Annotated in this window: 18 protein-coding genes and 1 tRNA gene; 8 read left to right on the forward strand and 11 right to left on the reverse strand. The window is 62.6% G+C overall.

Features of this window, described 5'->3' with window-relative positions:
* Window positions 1–37: 37 nt before the first annotated feature.
* Together ACOOEX_RS07715 and ACOOEX_RS07720 are read left to right on the forward strand one after the other, a co-directional pair.
* Complete coding sequence (locus ACOOEX_RS07715; protein WP_420397865.1) at window positions 38–841, forward strand: heme-dependent oxidative N-demethylase family protein; 804 nt, start codon at window positions 38–40, stop codon at window positions 839–841.
* On the forward strand, window positions 838–2,037 hold the full coding sequence (locus tag ACOOEX_RS07720) for a class I SAM-dependent methyltransferase (protein WP_420397866.1): 1,200 nt from the start codon (window positions 838–840) through the stop codon (window positions 2,035–2,037). The genes ACOOEX_RS07715 and ACOOEX_RS07720 overlap by 4 nt, the downstream gene beginning before the upstream one ends.
* An 11-nt stretch (window positions 2,038–2,048) precedes the next feature.
* Here ACOOEX_RS07720 and ACOOEX_RS07725 read toward each other — a convergent pair whose 3' ends face one another.
* The 8 genes from ACOOEX_RS07725 to ACOOEX_RS07760 all read right to left on the reverse strand — a co-directional run bounded on the left by ACOOEX_RS07725 (window position 2,049) and on the right by ACOOEX_RS07760 (window position 7,668).
* Window positions 2,049–3,140 (reverse strand): 2'-deoxycytidine 5'-triphosphate deaminase, encoded by a 1,092-nt coding sequence (locus ACOOEX_RS07725; protein WP_420397867.1) that lies wholly within the window; start codon window positions 3,138–3,140, stop codon window positions 2,049–2,051.
* Window positions 3,141–3,199: 59 nt separating this feature from the next.
* Window positions 3,200–3,276 (reverse strand) — tRNA-Pro (locus ACOOEX_RS07730).
* A 77-nt stretch (window positions 3,277–3,353) separates the two neighbouring features.
* A complete protein-coding gene (locus tag ACOOEX_RS07735; protein ID WP_420397868.1) occupies window positions 3,354–4,139 on the reverse strand; it encodes a MerR family transcriptional regulator in 786 nt (261 codons plus the stop codon).
* Window positions 4,140–4,145: 6 nt separating this feature from the next.
* Window positions 4,146–4,448 carry an integration host factor subunit alpha gene (ihfA, locus tag ACOOEX_RS07740; RefSeq protein WP_071690371.1) on the reverse strand — a complete coding sequence of 101 codons (303 nt, stop codon included), beginning with the start codon at window positions 4,446–4,448 and terminating at the stop codon, window positions 4,146–4,148.
* A gap of 100 nt (window positions 4,449–4,548) precedes the next feature.
* A complete protein-coding gene (locus ACOOEX_RS07745) occupies window positions 4,549–5,544 on the reverse strand; it encodes a beta-ketoacyl-ACP synthase III (protein ID WP_420397869.1) in 996 nt (331 codons plus the stop codon).
* Complete coding sequence (gene plsX, locus ACOOEX_RS07750; RefSeq protein ID WP_420397870.1) at window positions 5,541–6,632, reverse strand: phosphate acyltransferase PlsX; 1,092 nt, start codon at window positions 6,630–6,632, stop codon at window positions 5,541–5,543. Before plsX ends, ACOOEX_RS07745 begins: the two co-directional genes overlap by 4 nt.
* A 30-nt stretch (window positions 6,633–6,662) precedes the next feature.
* The gene (gene rpmF, locus ACOOEX_RS07755; RefSeq protein ID WP_071690374.1) at window positions 6,663–6,869 is read right to left on the reverse strand and encodes a 50S ribosomal protein L32; all 207 of its coding nucleotides are present in this window, start codon (window positions 6,867–6,869) and stop codon (window positions 6,663–6,665) included.
* Between the two features lie 223 nt (window positions 6,870–7,092).
* On the reverse strand, window positions 7,093–7,668 hold the full coding sequence (locus tag ACOOEX_RS07760) for a YceD family protein (RefSeq protein WP_420397871.1): 576 nt from the start codon (window positions 7,666–7,668) through the stop codon (window positions 7,093–7,095).
* Between the two features lie 144 nt (window positions 7,669–7,812).
* Here ACOOEX_RS07760 and ACOOEX_RS07765 point away from each other — a divergent pair, with 144 nt between their 5' ends.
* Window positions 7,813–8,274 carry an outer membrane protein assembly factor BamE gene (locus tag ACOOEX_RS07765; RefSeq protein WP_420397872.1) on the forward strand — a complete coding sequence of 154 codons (462 nt, stop codon included), beginning with the start codon at window positions 7,813–7,815 and terminating at the stop codon, window positions 8,272–8,274.
* 146 nt (window positions 8,275–8,420) lie between these two features.
* Window positions 8,421–9,173 (forward strand): GNAT family N-acetyltransferase, encoded by a 753-nt coding sequence (locus ACOOEX_RS07770; RefSeq protein ID WP_420397873.1) that lies wholly within the window; start codon window positions 8,421–8,423, stop codon window positions 9,171–9,173.
* Between the two features lie 153 nt (window positions 9,174–9,326).
* On the opposite strand, the gene ACOOEX_RS07775 is transcribed toward ACOOEX_RS07770, so the two are convergent.
* From ACOOEX_RS07775 to ACOOEX_RS07785, 3 genes are all read right to left on the reverse strand, one after another.
* Window positions 9,327–9,824 (reverse strand): MarR family winged helix-turn-helix transcriptional regulator, encoded by a 498-nt coding sequence (locus ACOOEX_RS07775; RefSeq protein ID WP_071690382.1) that lies wholly within the window; start codon window positions 9,822–9,824, stop codon window positions 9,327–9,329.
* A gap of 76 nt (window positions 9,825–9,900) precedes the next feature.
* On the reverse strand, window positions 9,901–10,173 hold the full coding sequence (locus ACOOEX_RS07780; RefSeq protein ID WP_420397874.1) for a succinate dehydrogenase assembly factor 2: 273 nt from the start codon (window positions 10,171–10,173) through the stop codon (window positions 9,901–9,903).
* Window positions 10,170–10,580 (reverse strand): helix-turn-helix domain-containing protein, encoded by a 411-nt coding sequence (locus ACOOEX_RS07785; RefSeq protein ID WP_420397875.1) that lies wholly within the window; start codon window positions 10,578–10,580, stop codon window positions 10,170–10,172. Before ACOOEX_RS07785 ends, ACOOEX_RS07780 begins: the two co-directional genes overlap by 4 nt.
* A gap of 122 nt (window positions 10,581–10,702) precedes the next feature.
* Here ACOOEX_RS07785 and ACOOEX_RS07790 point away from each other — a divergent pair, with 122 nt between their 5' ends.
* From ACOOEX_RS07790 to ACOOEX_RS07805, 4 genes are all read left to right on the forward strand, one after another.
* Entirely contained in the window at window positions 10,703–11,905 is a 1,203-nt protein-coding gene (locus ACOOEX_RS07790) for a pyridoxal phosphate-dependent aminotransferase (protein ID WP_420397876.1), read from the forward strand.
* A gap of 151 nt (window positions 11,906–12,056) precedes the next feature.
* A complete protein-coding gene (locus ACOOEX_RS07795) occupies window positions 12,057–13,706 on the forward strand; it encodes a sulfatase-like hydrolase/transferase (protein WP_420397877.1) in 1,650 nt (549 codons plus the stop codon).
* Window positions 13,699–15,795 (forward strand): TRAP transporter permease, encoded by a 2,097-nt coding sequence (locus ACOOEX_RS07800; protein WP_420397878.1) that lies wholly within the window; start codon window positions 13,699–13,701, stop codon window positions 15,793–15,795. Before ACOOEX_RS07795 ends, ACOOEX_RS07800 begins: the two co-directional genes overlap by 8 nt.
* A gap of 25 nt (window positions 15,796–15,820) precedes the next feature.
* A complete protein-coding gene (locus ACOOEX_RS07805) occupies window positions 15,821–16,798 on the forward strand; it encodes a TAXI family TRAP transporter solute-binding subunit (RefSeq protein WP_420397879.1) in 978 nt (325 codons plus the stop codon).
* The last annotated feature ends 4 nt before the right edge of the window (window positions 16,799–16,802 follow it).

Below are 16,802 nucleotides of genomic sequence, written 5' to 3' on the forward strand. Positions count from 1 at the left end.
TGCTGCGCGCCGTTTTGCGGCATGAGAGAGGTCGAAAATGGAAGAAATCTGCCAAAACAGCCTGCCCTTCGCGCCCTGGATGCATCCCGCCACGCGGCGGCTGCCCGGAATCCAGCCGCTCGATATGGGCGAGTGGCTGGTCCGGGACGAGGCGTTTGCCGTCCAGATGGCCCTGCGCGACCGGCTGTTGGAGGAGCGGCGGGAAGATGTATTCCGCGCTTTGCCAGAAGCGATGGCAGCAGCAGAGGAACTGTTGGGGCTGGTTCTGTCACGGCTGGATGACGGTTACCAAAGGCTGGATAGCGCCGTAACGCGGCCCGATGGAGTAACGGTCGATCTTGCAGGCGATCACCCTCTGCTCGTGGCCGCGCGGCTGGTGCAGGAGGACCTGTGCCTGCTGGACCAGAACGGGGGCGAGGGTGAACATATCCTGACTGCTGCAGCCCTGTGCTTTCCCGCAAGCTGGACCCTGGCCGAAAAGATCGGCCACCCCATGACCCGCATTCACGTTCCGGTCGAGGAGTATACCGACAACATGGCCGTCCGCGTGCAGCGCCTGTTCGACGCGCTGCATGTGGACCGGCCGCTGTGGCGGGCCAATGCGCTGCTGTATCACGATCCGTCTCTCTACCAGCCACGGCGGGAGGGTGACCGGCGTGCGGCTCCGAAGGGCAGGGCAGACTACCTGCGGTCAGAACGCCAGAGCCTGCTGCGCCTTCCCGAAACCCGCGCGGTGGTGTTTTCCATTCACACATGGGTGTTGCCTTGGGCAAAGCTGAGCGAAGACCAGCGCGCGGGCCTTGACATCCACCCCGTCGAGACCGCAGGGCAGGGCGCATGAGCCAGATCGAAGACCAGTACAACGCCTACCCCTACCCGGAACGTGATCCGGCGGACGAAAAGACACGTCTGATCACCGGGTCGCCCTCGCATCCGGTGGAGCTGGATCATTTCCTGTTCGCGGGAAAACGTGACTGGTCGCGGCCCCTGCGGGTTCTGGTGGCGGGCGGTGGCACGGGTGACGCGCTGATCCAGTTGGCGCAGGTCATGACCATGGCCGGAAAACCCTATGAGATCACCTATCTGGACCTGTCACGCTCTGCCCGGAAAGTGGCCGAGGAACGGGCCAAGGTGCGCGGGCTCAAAGGCATCCGCTTTGAAACCGGGTCGCTGCTGAACGCCGCGCAATACGGGCCCTTCGACTATATCGACTGCTGTGGCGTGCTGCATCACCTGCCGCATCCGCAGGAGGGGTTCAACGCGCTGGCCGGGGCGCTGGCCCCCGATGGCGGCATCGGCCTGATGGTCTACGCGCCCTATGGCCGGTCCGGGGTCTATCCGTTGCAGGAAGCGTTCGGCGCTCTGTTGCAGGGCAGCCCCAAGGACCGGTTGAAAGCGGCCAAGGCGATCTATGCGCGGCTGCCGGAGGGCCATCCGTTCAAACGCAACGCGGTTCTGGTGGACCATGAACAGGGCGATGCGGGGTTCTATGACCTGCTGTTACACAGCCAGGACCGGCCCTATACGATCCGCCAGTTGCACGAGTCGCTGACCGCCGCCGGCCTGGAATCCGTGGGTTCGCCGCAGGCTTATGCCTATGATCCCGCGCCCTATATCGGTGACCCGGGGCTTCTGGTCGGGATTGATCCGCTGACCCGGATGGAGATTGCTGAGAAACTGCGCGGGACGATCAAGACCCATGTGCTCTATGCCGTGCCCGCAGGCAAGACCGAGGGCCGCGTGGCGCAGCCGACGCCGCAATCGGTGCCGCATTTCAAGGGTGGCAATGCCGCAAAGGTCGTGCAGGCGATTGCCAAGAAAGGGGTGCTGCCCCTGAACCTGGGTGGCGAAAAGGTCGAGATCCCGGTGTCTGGCGCTGTTGTGGGCCTGCTGCGCCATGTGGACGGACGTAAATCTCTGTCTGAAATCGCGGCGGCAGAGCGGTTGGACCCGGTGGCGTTCTCGGCTCTCTGGAATGGGTTTTCCAAGGATCTGGCGCGCTACGGGCTGCTCTATTATTCTGCTATCCTGAGATGAACATCGCCGCGTTACATCTTGAAATGCTTTGATAGTTTCAGGCCTTGGCCCTGGTAGTTCGAGGCCAGATCGGCGCCGTACAAAACCTCTGGCAGCGCCGCCATGCGTTCGTAGACCAGCCGCCCCACAACCTGCCCATGTTCCAGCACGAAGGGCGCCTCGTGACAGCGCACCTCCAGCACCCCGCGTGCGCCTTCGCCACCTGCCGGTCCATAACCGAAACCGGGGTCGAAAAAGCCCGCGTAGTGGACGCGGAACTCGCCCACCATGGCCAGATAGGGGGCCATTTCGGCGGCGCAATCGGGCGGGATTGTCACCGCCTCCTGGCTGACGAGAATGTAGAAAGCGCCGGGGTCGAGGATGATGCGGCCCTCATCGGTTTCGATCTTTTCCCAGAACTCCGCCGGGTCATAATGGCCGATCCTGTCGAGGTCGATCACCCCGGTATGGGGCTTGGCGCGGTAGCCCACAAGATTGCCCGCAGCAGGGCGCAGATCGACGGAAAAGCCAAGCCCGTCGTCAATGACCGCCTTGCCAGAGACAAGCGGTGCCTCGGCATGGCGCGCGCGCAAGTCGGCATCCGACAGCACCGCCTGACCGGAGCGAAACCGGATCTGGTTCAATCGCATGCCAGGACGGACCAGCACCGAGAAGCTGCGCGGGCAGATCTCGGCATAGAGCGGGCCCTTGTATCCTTCTGTAATCCGGTCGAACTCCACACCGTTATCGGTGATCGCGCGGGTCAGCAGGTCGAGCCGCCCGGTAGAGCTTTTGGCATTGGCGACAGCGGTAATGCCCGGCGGCAGCGCCAGCGATTCCATCAGCGGCACCACGTAGACGCAGCCCTTTTCCAGAACCGCGCCTTTCGTCAAATCCACTTCATGCATGGTGAACTCGGCCAGACGATCCGCCACCGTGCGACCCGCGCCCGCAAGGAACGAGGCGCGCACGCGATAGGCCGTAGTCCCAAGCCGCAGATCGAGACTGGCAGGCTGCACCTGCGTGTCGGCAAAAGGCGTGTCAGTCAGGATTTCGCCGCGCGCCGCCATGGCGAGGATCGCGTGATCGGGCAGAACGCCGGGCTGGGTCTGATCGGCTGTCATCGCGTCCTCCTGATACGGAAAACCGCCCCGCCCGAATGGGCAAGAGCGGTTTTAGGTGTTGGTCGGGCTAGCAGGACTCGAACCTGCGACCTTCCGTCCCCCAGACGGACGCGCTACCAGGCTGCGCCATAGCCCGACGTTCGGCTGTTCTAGCGATTTTGCTGCGGGGTGCAAGCGGGAATAGGCCGGAAAATCGCACATCTGCAAATTAGATCAGGCCGAAGGTCCGCGGCCGTCCAGCCGGTTTGCCAAGGCTTCCAGCCGGGCGACCATCGGGGCCAGTTGTTGCTGCTGCGAAAGCGAGAAGGGAACCGCGCCGTGGATCAGCGCCCGAAGCTCGGAGAGCGGGGTCGGTGGGGCGTTCTCGTCCAGGTCTTCCGGCAGGTCCACCCCCGCGCTTGCCATGGCAGCGATGGCGCTGTCCGCCGGTTCGGGTTCGGGTTCGGGTTCGGGTTCGGGTTCGGGTTCGGGTTCGGGTTCGTTTGTTTCTGAGGAGGCGAGCGCCGGGATAACATCGGGCTCAGGGGCAGGGGACATTTCCGTCGGTGCTTCCGGTTCGGAGCTGACCTCTTCCACCTCGGCAACGGGCTGTGCCGCCTCCGCAGCGGGCTCGTCCCCCGCCAAAGCCTCGATATCGACGAACCCGGCCGTTCGCGGGGCCGTGTCTTCGACGGCAATGGCCTCAACCACCTGATCCTCTGCACCGCTATCCAGATCCTCGTCGAGCGGCGGCGAGAGCGCAGCCACATGGGCCACGCCTTCCTCGCGGATCAGCTTCTGGACACCGCGAATGGTCAGGCCTTGGTCATGGAGCAGCGTCTTGATGCCGCCAATCAGGCGCATGTCAGCAGGGCGGTAATAGCGCCGCCCGCCAGCGCGTTTCACCGGCTTGATCTGGCTGAACTTGCTTTCCCAGAAGCGCAGGGCATGGGCCTCGACCTCCAGCCAATCGGCCACCTCGCGGATGGTGCGGAAGGCCTGAGGCGATTTGTCGGCCATTCGGACTTACCCTTTGTTGCCAGCGGCAACCCGGTCCTTCATCAGATGCGAGGGCCGGAAGGTCAGAACCCGGCGGGGCGGGATCGGGGCCTCTTCGCCGGTCTTGGGGTTGCGGCCGACACGGGCCGTCTTGGAGCGGACCGAGAAGGTCCCGAACGAGGAGATCTTGACCTGCTCGCCGTCCACAAGGCTGTCGGACATCAGTTCAAGCACCCGCTCGACAAGGCCGGCGCTTTCATTGCGCGACAATCCTACTTCTCGGAACACGGCTTCGCTCAGGTCCATGCGTGTCAGGGTCTTGCCGGTCATGACTGTCCTCCCAGGGTGGTTGGCCCATCCTGCGCCTTCACAGATAGCAAGTCAATATCAAGGGCTTGGGCGTTAACGTTCTAAGCGGGGCCTCGCCGCCCTACCAGCGCAGAACCGCCGAACCCCAGGCCAGGCCGCCGCCGATGGCCTCCGCGACCAGCAGGTCGCCGGGCTTGATATGGCCCTGAGCGACGCCAACCGACAGCGCCAGCGGGATCGAGGCAGCAGAGGTATTGCCGTGATCCTGCACCGTGACGATGACCCGATCCATGCCGACACCCATCTTCTGGGCTGTGCGGGTGATGATCCTCAGATTGGCCTGATGTGGCACGATCCAGTCAACATCATCGGCCCCAAGCCCGGCGCGATCCAGCGCTGCATGTGCGGTTTGTGCAAGCTTTTCAACAGCATGGCGGAAGACCTCTTTGCCCTCCATCTTCAACACGCCGCTGGATTGGGTGCGCGACACGCCACCATCCACATAAAGCAGGTCGCGGAATTGCCCGTCGGAATGCAGATCGACCGACAGGATGCCACGATCGGCACTGGACCCGTCGCCTTCCCGCGCTTCCAGGATCAGCGCACCCGCGCCATCGCCGAACAGCACGCAGGTGGTGCGGTCTGTCCAATCCATGATGCGGCTGAAGGTTTCGGCGCCGATCACCAGCACACGCTTGGCCTGGCCCGCCAGAACATAGGCATTCGCGGTCGAAAGCGCATAGATGAAGCCCGCACAGACCGCCTGCACATCGAAGGCAAAGCCGTGGCGCATGCCAAGGCCCGCCTGAATCATCGTGGCGACGGAGGGAAAGGTCAGGTCGGGAGTCGAGGTGGCGACGATGATCGCGTCGATATCGTCCGGGGTCAGCCCGGCATTGTCCAGTGCAGCGCGGGCGGCCTTGATGCCCAGATCGGAGGTGGTTTCACCCTCGGCCGCAAAATGGCGGCGTTCAATGCCGGAGCGGGCGCGAATCCATTCGTCGGACGTGTCCACCATGGCCTCGAACTCGGAGTTCGGGACCACGCGTTCGGGCAGGTAATGACCAATGCCAACCGCGACGGCTCGACGGGTCTTTGCGCCGGTTTCTCCGGTCATTCTTCGGAACCTCCGTTCACCTGGGCAATCGCCCGTTCAGATGCCGCGATACGCGCGGCCAGACGGTCACTGAACCCGGCTGCCGACAGTTCTGCCGCCAGTTTGATCGCCGCCGACACCCCGGTTCCGTCAGAGGAGCCATGGGATTTGACCACGGTGCCGTTCAGACCCAAGAAGACCCCGCCATTCACCCGGCGCGGATCGATCCGCCGCGACAGGCGCTGCAAAGAGGTATAAGCCAGCACGGCGGCCAGCTTCGACAGGATGGAATAGCGGAAGGCTTCGCCCAGAAAGTCGCGGATCAACCCGGCTGTGCCTTCGCCGGTTTTCAGGGCGACATTGCCGGTGAAGCCGTCGGTCACGATCACGTCGACCCTATCAGACGGGATGTCACCGCCCTCGACAAAGCCCACATACTCGAAATTCGCGGCATTCGCGGCCGCGGCGATATTCTGCGAGGCGAGCTTCAATTCTGCCCGGCCCTTGAATTCCTCGGTGCCGACATTCAGCAGCCCCACCCGTGGACGCCGAAGCCCGAGCCCGTTGCGCGCATAGGAGGCCCCCATGAGCGCATAATGCAGAAGCTCGGTCTCATCGGCGCGGATATCGGCCCCGACATCGAGCATGATGTTGAACCCGTGCGGATTGCGCGAGGGCCAGAGGCAGGCAATGGCGGGGCGGTTCACGCCCTCGATCTTGCGCAGGCGCACCATGCTGATGGCCATGAGCGCGCCGGTATTGCCGCAGCTGATGGCCACGGTCGCTTCGCGGTTGCGCACCGATTCGATGGCCGACCACATGGAGGTGTCCTTGCCAGACCGCATGACCTGGCTTGGCTTGTCCTCCATGGTGACGACATCTGCGGCATGGCGAATGTCACAACGCCCGGCAAGTTCGGACTTGCGGGCGATGAGGCTTTCCAGCTCGGACTTGTTGCCGTGAACGATGAAGCTCAGACTTTGGTTCTTGGCGGCGGATTTCGCCATGCCGTCGACAATTGCCGACGGCCCGCGATCCCCGCCCATGGCGTCGATTGACAGCACGATCTGAGACGCTGAAACGTCGCTTGCTCGTGCTGTGTCTGCCATGTTGGACCTGCCTTGGACGAACCCGCTGCGTTACGCTGCGTCGTCGTCCAGGTCGATCTCGTCCGCCTGCGCGATAACTTCGCGATCTGCATAGGTGCCGCAGGACGGGCAAATGTGGTGCGGGCGCTTGAGTTCGCCGCAAGAGGGGCACTCGTTCGGATTGCCAGCGGTCAGCGAATCGTGTGCACGACGCATATTCCGGCGCGAACGGGTGACTTTATTCTGGGGGACAGCCATGTCTCAACCTCGGTGTTTTTGCAGGGTGGGCTGTGGCAGCTTTGCCCCGCTTGCGTCTTTCAAATCGTTCTGTCTCGTATCCGCCTTGCATGCGTCGTTCCGGCTGGTCCGGACCGGCCGGGAGCGCACGAACGGCGCGTCAGTCCTACGCGGCGAATGAGGCCGGGAACATACTCGGATTCCCCCGTCATGCAAGCCCTAATCACCAACCCGGTATCCCGCGTCAATCCGTGCTGTCATCGGCATCCGGCTTGCCAAGCTTATCGCGCAATTCCGCAAGCGCCGCAAAGGGTTTCACGGCCTCGTCGGTCAGCGGCACGACGCCCGGTTCGGCAACGCTGACAGAGCCGAGCTCGGCCCCGTCGGCGCGGGGATAGAGAGGCAGGTTCAACGCCAGCGCCTCGGCCATGACCATCGCGGGGTCGATATGGGTCCCGAGCGGCTCAATCGTGTCATCCTCGGGCATCTCGGCCTCGCCATCCTCATCCAGAGCCAGATCGGGCATTCTGGCAAGGAAGCGTCGCGTCACCTCCACGTCGATCCGCGTCGTGACCGGGGCCAGTGTCACCACGCAGGGCTGCACAACCGTCGCCCCAAGCTTGCCGTCGAGCCGCCAGTCACGCTTGCCGTCGGCCCGGATGTCCCCGGCGAAGCGCAGTTTGCGAATCCCGTCAATGCCCAGATCCGCCGCCAGGCCCGCGCGGGCCGGGGCATCGGGCACGATCTCGAACCGGGTCGGGGTCTTGGTGGACAGCTCCGACAGCGCGTATCCGGGCTCGGCAGGCTTGGATTGGGTCATCGGCTGCTCCTGTTCGATGCGGCGCGGCGTCGGGCAGCTTACGCGGAACTTGCCCTGTGCGCCATGGTCGGTTAAGCCGATAGAAAGCTTTGCCGGGCCTTGCAAGAGCCCGGTGCGATTGGGCGTGCAGGAGGATCAGGGCAGATGATCAGACAGCTTCGAGGCGGACGGCTGATTCTCGCGGGTCTTCTGGCCCTTGGTGTCAGCGCCTGTGCGGCGACCTACACAAATCACGGTTACATCCCGCCCGCCGAAGACCTGGAGATGATTCTGCCCGGCGTTGATACCCGCGACAGCGTGGCGGAAACCATCGGCCGCCCTGCGGCCTCCGGTGTCGTGTCGGACAGCACCTGGTTCTATGTCGCCTCGCGTCACCGCCATTTCACCTATAACGCCCCCGAAGTGGTGGAGCGGGATATCGTGGCGATCAGCTTCGACAGTCGCGGTACGGTGGAAAACATCCGGGAGCTTGGGCTGGAGGACGGGGAGATCGTGCGCTTCTCGCGTCGTGTAACGGAATCCAACATTCAGGAAGTCACCTTCCTGCGGCAACTGATCGGCAATGTCGGTCGGGTGAACATCGCCGAAGCGCTGAACGGCAACTGACCGGTCTTTCAGACTGGGATGTCCCCCCGATGACGGTTTCGGCAGGTTGAGGCTTGTCGTCTTGATGTCATGCCCCCACAGTAACAGTGTATGAGCAATGGTAAGCGCCGTCGGCCCGATGGCGCCGGAGTATAGAGGTTCAGCGCATGAACCGACCGCTGACGCTGACACGAGGCCGATTCACGGCCCGATTTGCCCGGTCCGAGGGCGATCTCCATGCGGCCCAGAGACTGCGATTCCGATGTTTTCGGGGCGGGCGGCAGGATCCGGCTGCGCGTGATCACGACAAGTTCGACCGGCTGTGTCGCCATGTCCTGATAGAGGACAGCGCGACCGGTCAACTGGTCTGCTGCTACAGGCTTCTGTTTCTGGAAAGCGGTGCAGAGATCGCGCGCAGCTATTCTGCCCAGTATTACGAGCTCTCCGGTCTCGCGGGATTTGCGCGCCCGATGGTCGAGATGGGCCGCTTCTGCATGGATCCGCTGAAGCACGATCCTGACATCCTGCGTCTGGCGTGGGGAACCATGACCGCTTTGGTGGACCGCGACGGGGTCGAGATGCTGTTCGGCTGTTCGTCCTTCCGGGGAACCGATGCCGTGCCCTATGCCGATGCCTTTGCGCTGTTGCGGCAACGCCATGTCGCGCCGGACTGCTGGCGGCCCGGGGTCAAGGCGGGCCGGGTGATCGAGTTCTCGACCCTGACCGGTGCCACCCCTGACCCGCGGCTGGCACAATCCGGAATGCCGCCGCTGTTGCGGACCTATCTGCTGATGGGGGGCTGGGTCAGCGATCACGCGGTGATCGACCCGGATCTCGATACGCTGCATGTATTCACCGGGCTGGAAATCCGCGCAGTACCGGCAGGCCGTGCCCGCTTGCTGCGCGCCCTTGCGAAATGACCCTCGCGCGAGGCGGGTGGGGGCAGGACCGCGATCCGGGCGCGGGAGGCGCAGTCCGGGCTGGCAACGGGTTGGGGGGCGAACGCGGCGCAAGCCAATTGCTCACTATGCCCCGAACCGATGCCGAGAGTGTCCTGCAAGTCCCGACACGGGTCAGTAGATATAGCGGATCTGGTCGGTCCAGAACCGTTCCATGCGCTTCAGCGAGTGGTTCACCTGGTCGATGCCATCGGGCCCGAGCACACCTTTTTCCTGAAGCGTGTCCGCATGGCGGCGAAACAGCCCGGTCACCACATCGCGCACTTCGCGGCCGCGATCGGTCAGTCGCACCCGCACCGACCTGCGGTCGATCTCGCAGCGCTGGTGGTGCATGTAGCCCATCTCGACCAGCTTCTTGAGGTTGTAGGACACGTTCGACCCCTGGTAATAGCCGCGCGATTTCAGTTCGCCCGCCGTCACCTCGTGATCGCCGATATTAAACAGCAGCAGCGCCTGAACGGCGTTGATATCCAGCACGCCCACGCGTTCAAACTCATCCTTGATCACGTCGAGCAAGAGCCTGTGCAGCCGTTCCACCAGCGACAGGGATTCCAGATATCCCGGCATGACACCGTGCCGGGAGGTTTCGCCAAGGGGGCTGTGCAAACTCATCATGATCTCCGCATATCTGCTTGCCCCGCAGACTTGCCGATATTTCCAAATAATGAGTTAAACGCGCCCCAGTTTTTCAGGAGCTTTGTTTCGATGCCGCCCCATCTGCCAGAACCCGTGCGAATTCCGACATGTATTCAGGGGCTTGCCGCTGACCAGAGATCCATTGGTAAAGATCCTGGTCTTCCTCTTCCAGCACCCGTTCAAAGAGATCCAGCGCCGCATCATCGGCCGATTTCAGATGCGCGTCAGCCCATCCGCCCAGGATCAGGTCCATTTCCTTGGTGCCCCTGTGCCAGGCCCGCATGTGCAGGCGCTTGATGCGAATCTCGCGCGGCTCGGTGCTCATGTGCGGCCTTCCTCTTTGGACAGGGTCTTGCGCAGCCGCTTTTCAAGGCGGCCCATCTGCTCGCCAAGCCGGGCGTGCTCCTGCCGGATCTGTCGCAGGTCGAGGATGACCTGATTGAGGTCACCTTCCACATCCACCAGATCGGGGTCTTCGGGGCCGCTGCCTTCCCCGGTCAGCAGCCAGCGGATCGACACGTTCAGCAGCCCGGCCACCATCTGCAGCTTGTTGGCACGCGGTTCGCTCCAGTCGTTTTCCCAGGCCACGATGGTCTTGAGTTTCACACCCAATCGCCGCGCCATGTCTTCCTGACTTACTCCCGCCGCCTCGCGCGCACCGGCAAGCCGATCTCCGAACGTGGCGATCTCTTCGCTGAACCAATCCGCTTGGCCTGGGGTCGTGTCGGTCATTCCATCTCCTTCCACGGGGCATTTTGGCCCCTTGATCGTTAAGCATCGCGACCCTAAGCAGGGCACGAGCCGATGTAAACCGGACCGATTGACCGGCCCCCTCGCAACCCTGGAGAATTCAGATGACCTTCCTGTCCGAAACGCTGGCCCGCGTGAAACCTTCGCCGACCATCGCGGTGTCCACCCTTGCGGCGGAACTCAAGGCCGCGGGCAAGGACGTGATCGGCCTGGGCGCGGGGGAGCCCGATTTCAACACACCTCAGAACATCTGTGACGCGGCGAAAGCGGCGATTGATGCAGGCAAGACCAAATACACCGCTCCCGATGGCATCGTGGAGCTGAAACAGGCGATCTGCGACAAGCTGCAACGCGACAACGGGCTGAGCTACACGACCAAACAGGTCAGCATCGGCACCGGCGGCAAGCAGATCCTCTACAACGCGCTGATGGCGACGCTCAATCCCGGCGATGAGGTGGTCATTCCCGCGCCCTACTGGGTCAGCTACCCCGATATGGTGCTGCTTGCGGGCGGCGAGCCGGTGATTGCCTCGGCCCGCGCCGAAAACGCCTACAAGCTGACGGCAGAGGAGCTGGAGGCGGCGATTACGCCGAAAACCAAGTGGTTCATCTTCAACTCGCCCTCGAACCCCACCGGGGCCGGTTACAATCGCGAGGAACTGAAGGCGCTGACCGATGTCCTGATGCGCCATCCGCATGTCTGGGTGATGACCGACGACATGTATGAACACCTGGTCTATGACGGGTTCGAATTCGTGACGCCCGCGCAGGTGGAGCCCGGGCTTTACGACCGCACGCTCACCTGCAACGGCGTGTCCAAGGCCTATGCGATGACCGGATGGCGGATCGGCTATGCAGCCGGACCAGAGCTGTTGATCGGTGCGATGCGCAAGATCCAGTCGCAATCGACCTCGAACCCCTGTTCGATCAGCCAGTGGGCCGCCGTCGAAGCGCTGAATGGCACCCAGGACTATATCGCAACCAATAACGAGGTCTTCAAACGCCGCCGCAATATGGTGGTCGAGATGCTGAACGCCGCCAAGGGCATCACCTGCCCGACGCCGGAAGGCGCCTTCTATGTCTATCCCTCCATCGCGGGCTGCATGGGCAAGACCACGCCGGGCGGCAAAGTGATCGAGACCGATGAGGATTTCGCAACCGCGCTGCTGGAGGAAAAAGGCGTCGCCGTTGTGTTCGGCGGGGCCTTCGGCCTTTCCCCCAATTTCCGCGTGTCCTACGCGACATCGGACGAGAATCTTGAGAAGGCGTGCAAACGCATCCAGGAATTCTGCGCTGAACTAAGCTGAGCGTCCCCACTCTGCGATCATCAATCAGGCCCCGTCATGACCCATGGCGGGGCCTGTCTTTTGAACGGGCGATCTTTTGGGCTTTTGGGCGGGCGTGCCGCTCGTTATGCTTCTGCATGATCCGGGCACGGGGATGCGAAGGAGCCAAGACTTGAACATCCTGTTCATCATGTATGACCAACTGCGCTTCGACTATCTCAGCTGCGCCGGGCACCCGCATCTGCACACCCCCAATTTCGACCGGGTGGCGGCGAAGGGGGTGCGGTTTACCAATGCTTATTGCCAGTCGCCCATCTGTGGCGCCAGCCGTATGAGCTTTTACACCGGGCGCTATGCGTCTTCGCACGGGGCGCAGTGGAACGGCTACCCCCTGCGCGTGGGTGAACAGACAATGGGTGACCACCTGCGCAAGGTGGGGATGGACTGCTGGCTCATTGGCAAGACCCATATGAAGGCCGACGCCGAGGGCATGGCACGGCTTGGGCTGGAGCCTGACAGCCTGATCGGCGCGCGACAGGCGGAATGCGGGTTCGACGCATGGGTGCGCGATGACGGGCTGTGGGCCGAAGGGCCGGACGGGTTCTATGACGAAAAACGCTCCCCCTATAATGAGTACCTGAAATCAAAGGGATATGGCGGCGACAACCCGTGGTCGCAGTACGCCAATGCCGGTGTCAGGGATGGCAAGATTGCCTCGGCCTGGATGTTCGACAATTGCGACTTGCCCGCCAATATCCGCGAGGAAGACAGCGAAACCCCCTGGCTGACGCAAAAGACGATTGAGTTCATGGAGGCGCAGACCGGCCCCTGGTGTGCCCATGTCTCCTATATCAAGCCGCATTGGCCCTATATCGTGCCTGCGCCCTATCACGACATGTACGGCGCCAATCACGTGCCCGCGCCCACGCGATCCGAGGACGAATGGCGCGACATCCACCCGGTTTTTGGGGCTTTCCTGAAGGGCAAGGTGGCCGAGGCCTTTCAGCGAGAGGAGGTCCGGCAAAAGGTCATCCCGGCCTATATGGGCCTGATCAAGCAATGCGATGACCAGTTGGGGGTGATCCTCGATTATCTTGACCGCACGGGGAAGGCGGATGACACGATGATCGTGCTGACCTCGGACCATGGCGATTATCTGGGCGATCACTGGATGGGGGAAAAGGACCTGTTCCACGACCCCTCGGTCAAGATCCCGATGATCGTCTATGACCCGCGCAAAGAGGCCGATGCCACACGCGGCACCACTTGTGACGCGCTGGTGGAATCTCTCGACCTGGCCGCCACCTTCGTGGAGGTCGCGGGCGGCGAGGTGCCGGGCCATATTATCGAGGGTCGGTCGCTCATGCCGTGGCTGCGTGGGGAAAGACCGGAATGGCGCGACTTCGTCGTCAGCGAATACGACTATTCGGCGCGGCCCTTTGGCGAAACGCTGGTCAGCCGCAGCGCCGATGCGCGGCTTTTCATGGTGTTTGACGGGCGCTGGAAGCTGGTCCATGCCGAAGGCGGGTTCCGCCCGATGCTGTTCGATCTGGAGACCGACCCCGATGAGCTGAACGACCTCGCGCGCGATCCCGGCCATGAGGATCAGATCGCGCGGCTGAGGGGCCTGCTGGCCGAATGGGGTCTGCGTCTGTCGCAGCGGGTGACGAAATCGGATGCCGATATCGCCGCCATGCGGGGCAGATCCCTCCGGCGCGGGATTTTGCCGTTTCTCTATGATGGCAGCGAGGTGCCAGCCGAACTGGTGGAGAAATACCAGGGACTGGCTGAAGCGAATTACGCAAGTGGCAGCGATGAGTGAACCACGACTGATACGATCCTTCGACGAGCGTCTTGTTGATCTGATTGCAGTCATCTTCACGCTGGTCATTCTGTTTTATTCCGCCAGCGGGCCGATCTCGGATTTCGTGCGCTGGTTCATCGAGACGACGACCGACGGGTTTCAAGACCTGTCTCGCCGCGAACAACGGGTGCTCTTGCGGGAACACTGGCTGGGTGCTGGCTGGCGCGCGGTTGAACGAGGGTTCTTGCAGCCGACGGGATTGATCCTCGGCCTTCCCATCACCTTTGCCTTCGCCATCACGCTGCTGACCCTGCACAAACGCCCCGGCCAGCGCTGGTTGAATTGGGCAATGATGCTGGCCGCCGTGGGCAGTTTTACCTTCTGGATCATCAAGCTGTTTGGCACCGATGCGGGATTGTTGCCCTCGGCACAGCCCGTGGACTTCGTGCTGTTTCCTGTCGTCACAGCCATCACGCTTTACCTGGCATGGCGGCTCTTCGGCGGGTTTATCGCCGCTTTCTGCCTGTTCTGGGTGATATATTACTTCACGCGCGGGCTGTTTCCCGACTGGACCGGTATCCTTGCCGGGTCCGATGCGACCTTCATCCAGAACCTGCGCGCGATGGTGCAGAATTTTTGGGCTCAAACCGGGGGCGTCTTTGGACAGCCGCTACAGGTCGTGTCCGGTAATGTGCTGATCTTCATCGTTTTTGGCGCTGTTCTGATGGGCAGCGGGGCGGGCGATCTGCTAATGAAAATCGCCAACCGACTGACCGGCGGTTTCATCGGTGGCGCGGCGCATTCAGCGGTGGCCAGTTCGGCACTGTTCGGCACGCTGTCAGGTGCGGCGATTTCAAACGTGGTCTCGACTGGCGTCATGACCATCCCGGTGATCAAGCGCGCAGGGTTCAAACCGGCCTTTGCGGGCGCGGTAGAGGCCGCGGCCTCTACTGGCGGGCAGGTGATGCCACCCGTCATGGGGGTGGTGGCCTTCTTCGTCGCCGGACAGATCGGGCTCGAATACCGCTACATCGTTGTGGCCGCGATCCTGCCGGCGCTGTTCTACTATGTTGGCACCTTTCTCAGCGTTTATTTCGAAGCCCGCAAGCAGGGGGTTGGCACCCTGCCGTCCGAAGCACGCCCAAGGCTGAACCGGCACGAGGCGGTTCAGTCCCTGGTCTTCGTGATCCCGCTCGGGGTGTTGTCGACCTTCCTGTTCATCCAGCCTTCGGTCCCCAAGGCTGGGTTCTATGGCTTCCTTGCTGCCATTGGCTCGGCGCTTGTGCTGTTTCCAGAGTTTCGCAACCGTGAAAAGATCTGGCGTGCTTTCGTCGATGCGGGGCGTATGTCAGCCTCGATCATCACCATTGTGGCGGCCATCGGTCTGATTGTCGGGCTGATCCAGCTTTCGGGTTTCGCCGGGCGGCTGTCGCTGCTGCTGGCGCAGCTGGCTTCTGGGCCGCTCTTTATGGTGCTGGTCGTTGTGGCGCTCGGCTCTATCGTTCTGGGCATGGGGCTGCCGCCTGGCGCGACCTATTTCATCATCGTGATCGCGCTCTCCTCGGGCATCGAGGCCGTGGGCATACCGGACCTGTCGCTGCACCTGTTCGTTGTCTTCTTCGCCGTCATGTCCACCGTGACGCCGCCCGTGGCGCTGGCCGCCTTCGCGGCAGCACCGATTGCAGGTGCGGACCCGATCAGAACCGGGTTCGAGGCCGCACGGATCGGCATTGCTGGCTTCCTTATCCCCTTCGTCTTCGTTTATCATCCGGCGATGCTGTATAAGCTGATGGTCGTCTTCGAATGGGCGGGGGGTGACGTGGTACAGTCACGCGCGATGCTGGCGGCGGCAGATATCAGCTGGGGCGCATTTGCGTGGATCCTGCTGGCCTTTTCCCTGACGCTGTGGCTGCTGACTTCGGCAATGGCGGGGCATGAACGCCATCGACTGACACCGGTGGAACGTGTCCTGCGCATCTTGGCGGGACTGGCGCTGCTGGCTCCGCAAATCCCGATCGCGGGCCCGGCGCTGGCGCTAGGCGTCGCCCTTATTGCCTATCACCGTTTCATTGCAAACCCGGGGGCAGATCCAACCCCGCATCCCTGACATCGGATCAATAGGAGGAGGAAACATGAACCATCGACTCAAGGGAGCAGCGCTGGCGGCGCTGTTGGCGGCATCGCCCGCCGTCGCACAGGACCAGACGCTGCGTATGGCCACCATCGCACCCAGTCTGGGGCAGGCAATCACCATGGCCACCTTTGCGAATATCGTGAACGACAATCTTGACAGTGTGACCATCGAGGTTGCTGCCGGCGGTGCGGCGACCCTGCACCAGCTGGAGGTCGGGCGCGGCAATCTCGATTTCGCCATGACCTCGCCCACTATCTACGCGCTTATGGTGAACGGCCGGGCCATGTATCAAAATGAGGCCGACGCACCTGAAGCCGCCGAGAACCTTGATCTGCTGATGTGGTTCCCCTACGGCCAGTACCACTACACGGTCCGGGCTGACAGCGACATCGAGTACCTCGACGATATCGAGGGTGCGACGGTCTTTATCGGGCCGCAGGGCGGTGGTGCCTATAACGCCGCACGGAACTGGATCGAAGCCTCGACCGGGCTGGTCGTTGGCGAGGATTACGAGGCGATCTCGGCCAATTGGCAGACCGGGTTCCAGGCCTTCCTGGACGGCAATATCGACATGTATGTGAATGGCTGTCTGGATCCGTGCCAGCAGTTCATTCAGGTCACCGAGACCGAAGCCATCCGCTTTATCGGCCCCGAAAGCACCGAGGGCGATGCTGTGGAGGCCTTCCTGGGCAATTTCAGCTATCTGGAGGAGATCCCGGCCAACGCCTATGCAAATCAGGCGAATGACGGCCCGACTTGGTCTCACAACACCGCCGTTGGCATCGCTGTACGGGGCGATCTGGATGAAGAGACCGTCTACCAGATCACGCGTGCCTTTTGGGAAAACCTTGCTCAGGTGACGTCTGATGCGCCTTGGGCGCAGGCCATCAGCATGGAATACGCGGTGCGTGATCTGGCCGGAATGCCGCTGCATCCGGGTGCGCGTCGATACTACGAGGAAGCCGGCGCGTTGTAAGCCG

The sequence above is a fragment of the Nioella sp. genome (assembly GCF_965215655.1).
Taxonomy (GTDB): domain Bacteria; phylum Pseudomonadota; class Alphaproteobacteria; order Rhodobacterales; family Rhodobacteraceae; genus Nioella.

Bases quoted from the DNA above. Each gene is read 5' to 3' on its own strand.
- ACOOEX_RS07805 (WP_420397879.1), top strand. From the start codon at position 15,821: ATGAACCATCGACTCAAGGGAGCAGCGCTGGCGGCGCTGTTGGCGGCA.
- ACOOEX_RS07785 (WP_420397875.1), bottom strand. From the start codon at position 10,580: ATGACCGACACGACCCCAGGCCAAGCGGATTGGTTCAGCGAAGAGATC.
- ACOOEX_RS07725 (WP_420397867.1), bottom strand. From the start codon at position 3,140: ATGACAGCCGATCAGACCCAGCCCGGCGTTCTGCCCGATCACGCGATC.
- ACOOEX_RS07715 (WP_420397865.1), top strand. From the start codon at position 38: ATGGAAGAAATCTGCCAAAACAGCCTGCCCTTCGCGCCCTGGATGCAT.
- ACOOEX_RS07775 (WP_071690382.1), bottom strand. From the start codon at position 9,824: ATGAGTTTGCACAGCCCCCTTGGCGAAACCTCCCGGCACGGTGTCATG.
- ACOOEX_RS07790 (WP_420397876.1), top strand. From the start codon at position 10,703: ATGACCTTCCTGTCCGAAACGCTGGCCCGCGTGAAACCTTCGCCGACC.
- ACOOEX_RS07735 (WP_420397868.1), bottom strand. From the start codon at position 4,139: ATGGCCGACAAATCGCCTCAGGCCTTCCGCACCATCCGCGAGGTGGCC.
- ACOOEX_RS07780 (WP_420397874.1), bottom strand. From the start codon at position 10,173: ATGAGCACCGAGCCGCGCGAGATTCGCATCAAGCGCCTGCACATGCGG.
- ACOOEX_RS07770 (WP_420397873.1), top strand. From the start codon at position 8,421: ATGAACCGACCGCTGACGCTGACACGAGGCCGATTCACGGCCCGATTT.
- ACOOEX_RS07765 (WP_420397872.1), top strand. From the start codon at position 7,813: ATGATCAGACAGCTTCGAGGCGGACGGCTGATTCTCGCGGGTCTTCTG.
- ACOOEX_RS07800 (WP_420397878.1), top strand. From the start codon at position 13,699: ATGAGTGAACCACGACTGATACGATCCTTCGACGAGCGTCTTGTTGAT.
- ihfA (WP_071690371.1), bottom strand. From the start codon at position 4,448: ATGACCGGCAAGACCCTGACACGCATGGACCTGAGCGAAGCCGTGTTC.
- ACOOEX_RS07760 (WP_420397871.1), bottom strand. From the start codon at position 7,668: ATGACCCAATCCAAGCCTGCCGAGCCCGGATACGCGCTGTCGGAGCTG.
- rpmF (WP_071690374.1), bottom strand. From the start codon at position 6,869: ATGGCTGTCCCCCAGAATAAAGTCACCCGTTCGCGCCGGAATATGCGT.
- plsX (WP_420397870.1), bottom strand. From the start codon at position 6,632: ATGGCAGACACAGCACGAGCAAGCGACGTTTCAGCGTCTCAGATCGTG.
- ACOOEX_RS07745 (WP_420397869.1), bottom strand. From the start codon at position 5,544: ATGACCGGAGAAACCGGCGCAAAGACCCGTCGAGCCGTCGCGGTTGGC.
- ACOOEX_RS07720 (WP_420397866.1), top strand. From the start codon at position 838: ATGAGCCAGATCGAAGACCAGTACAACGCCTACCCCTACCCGGAACGT.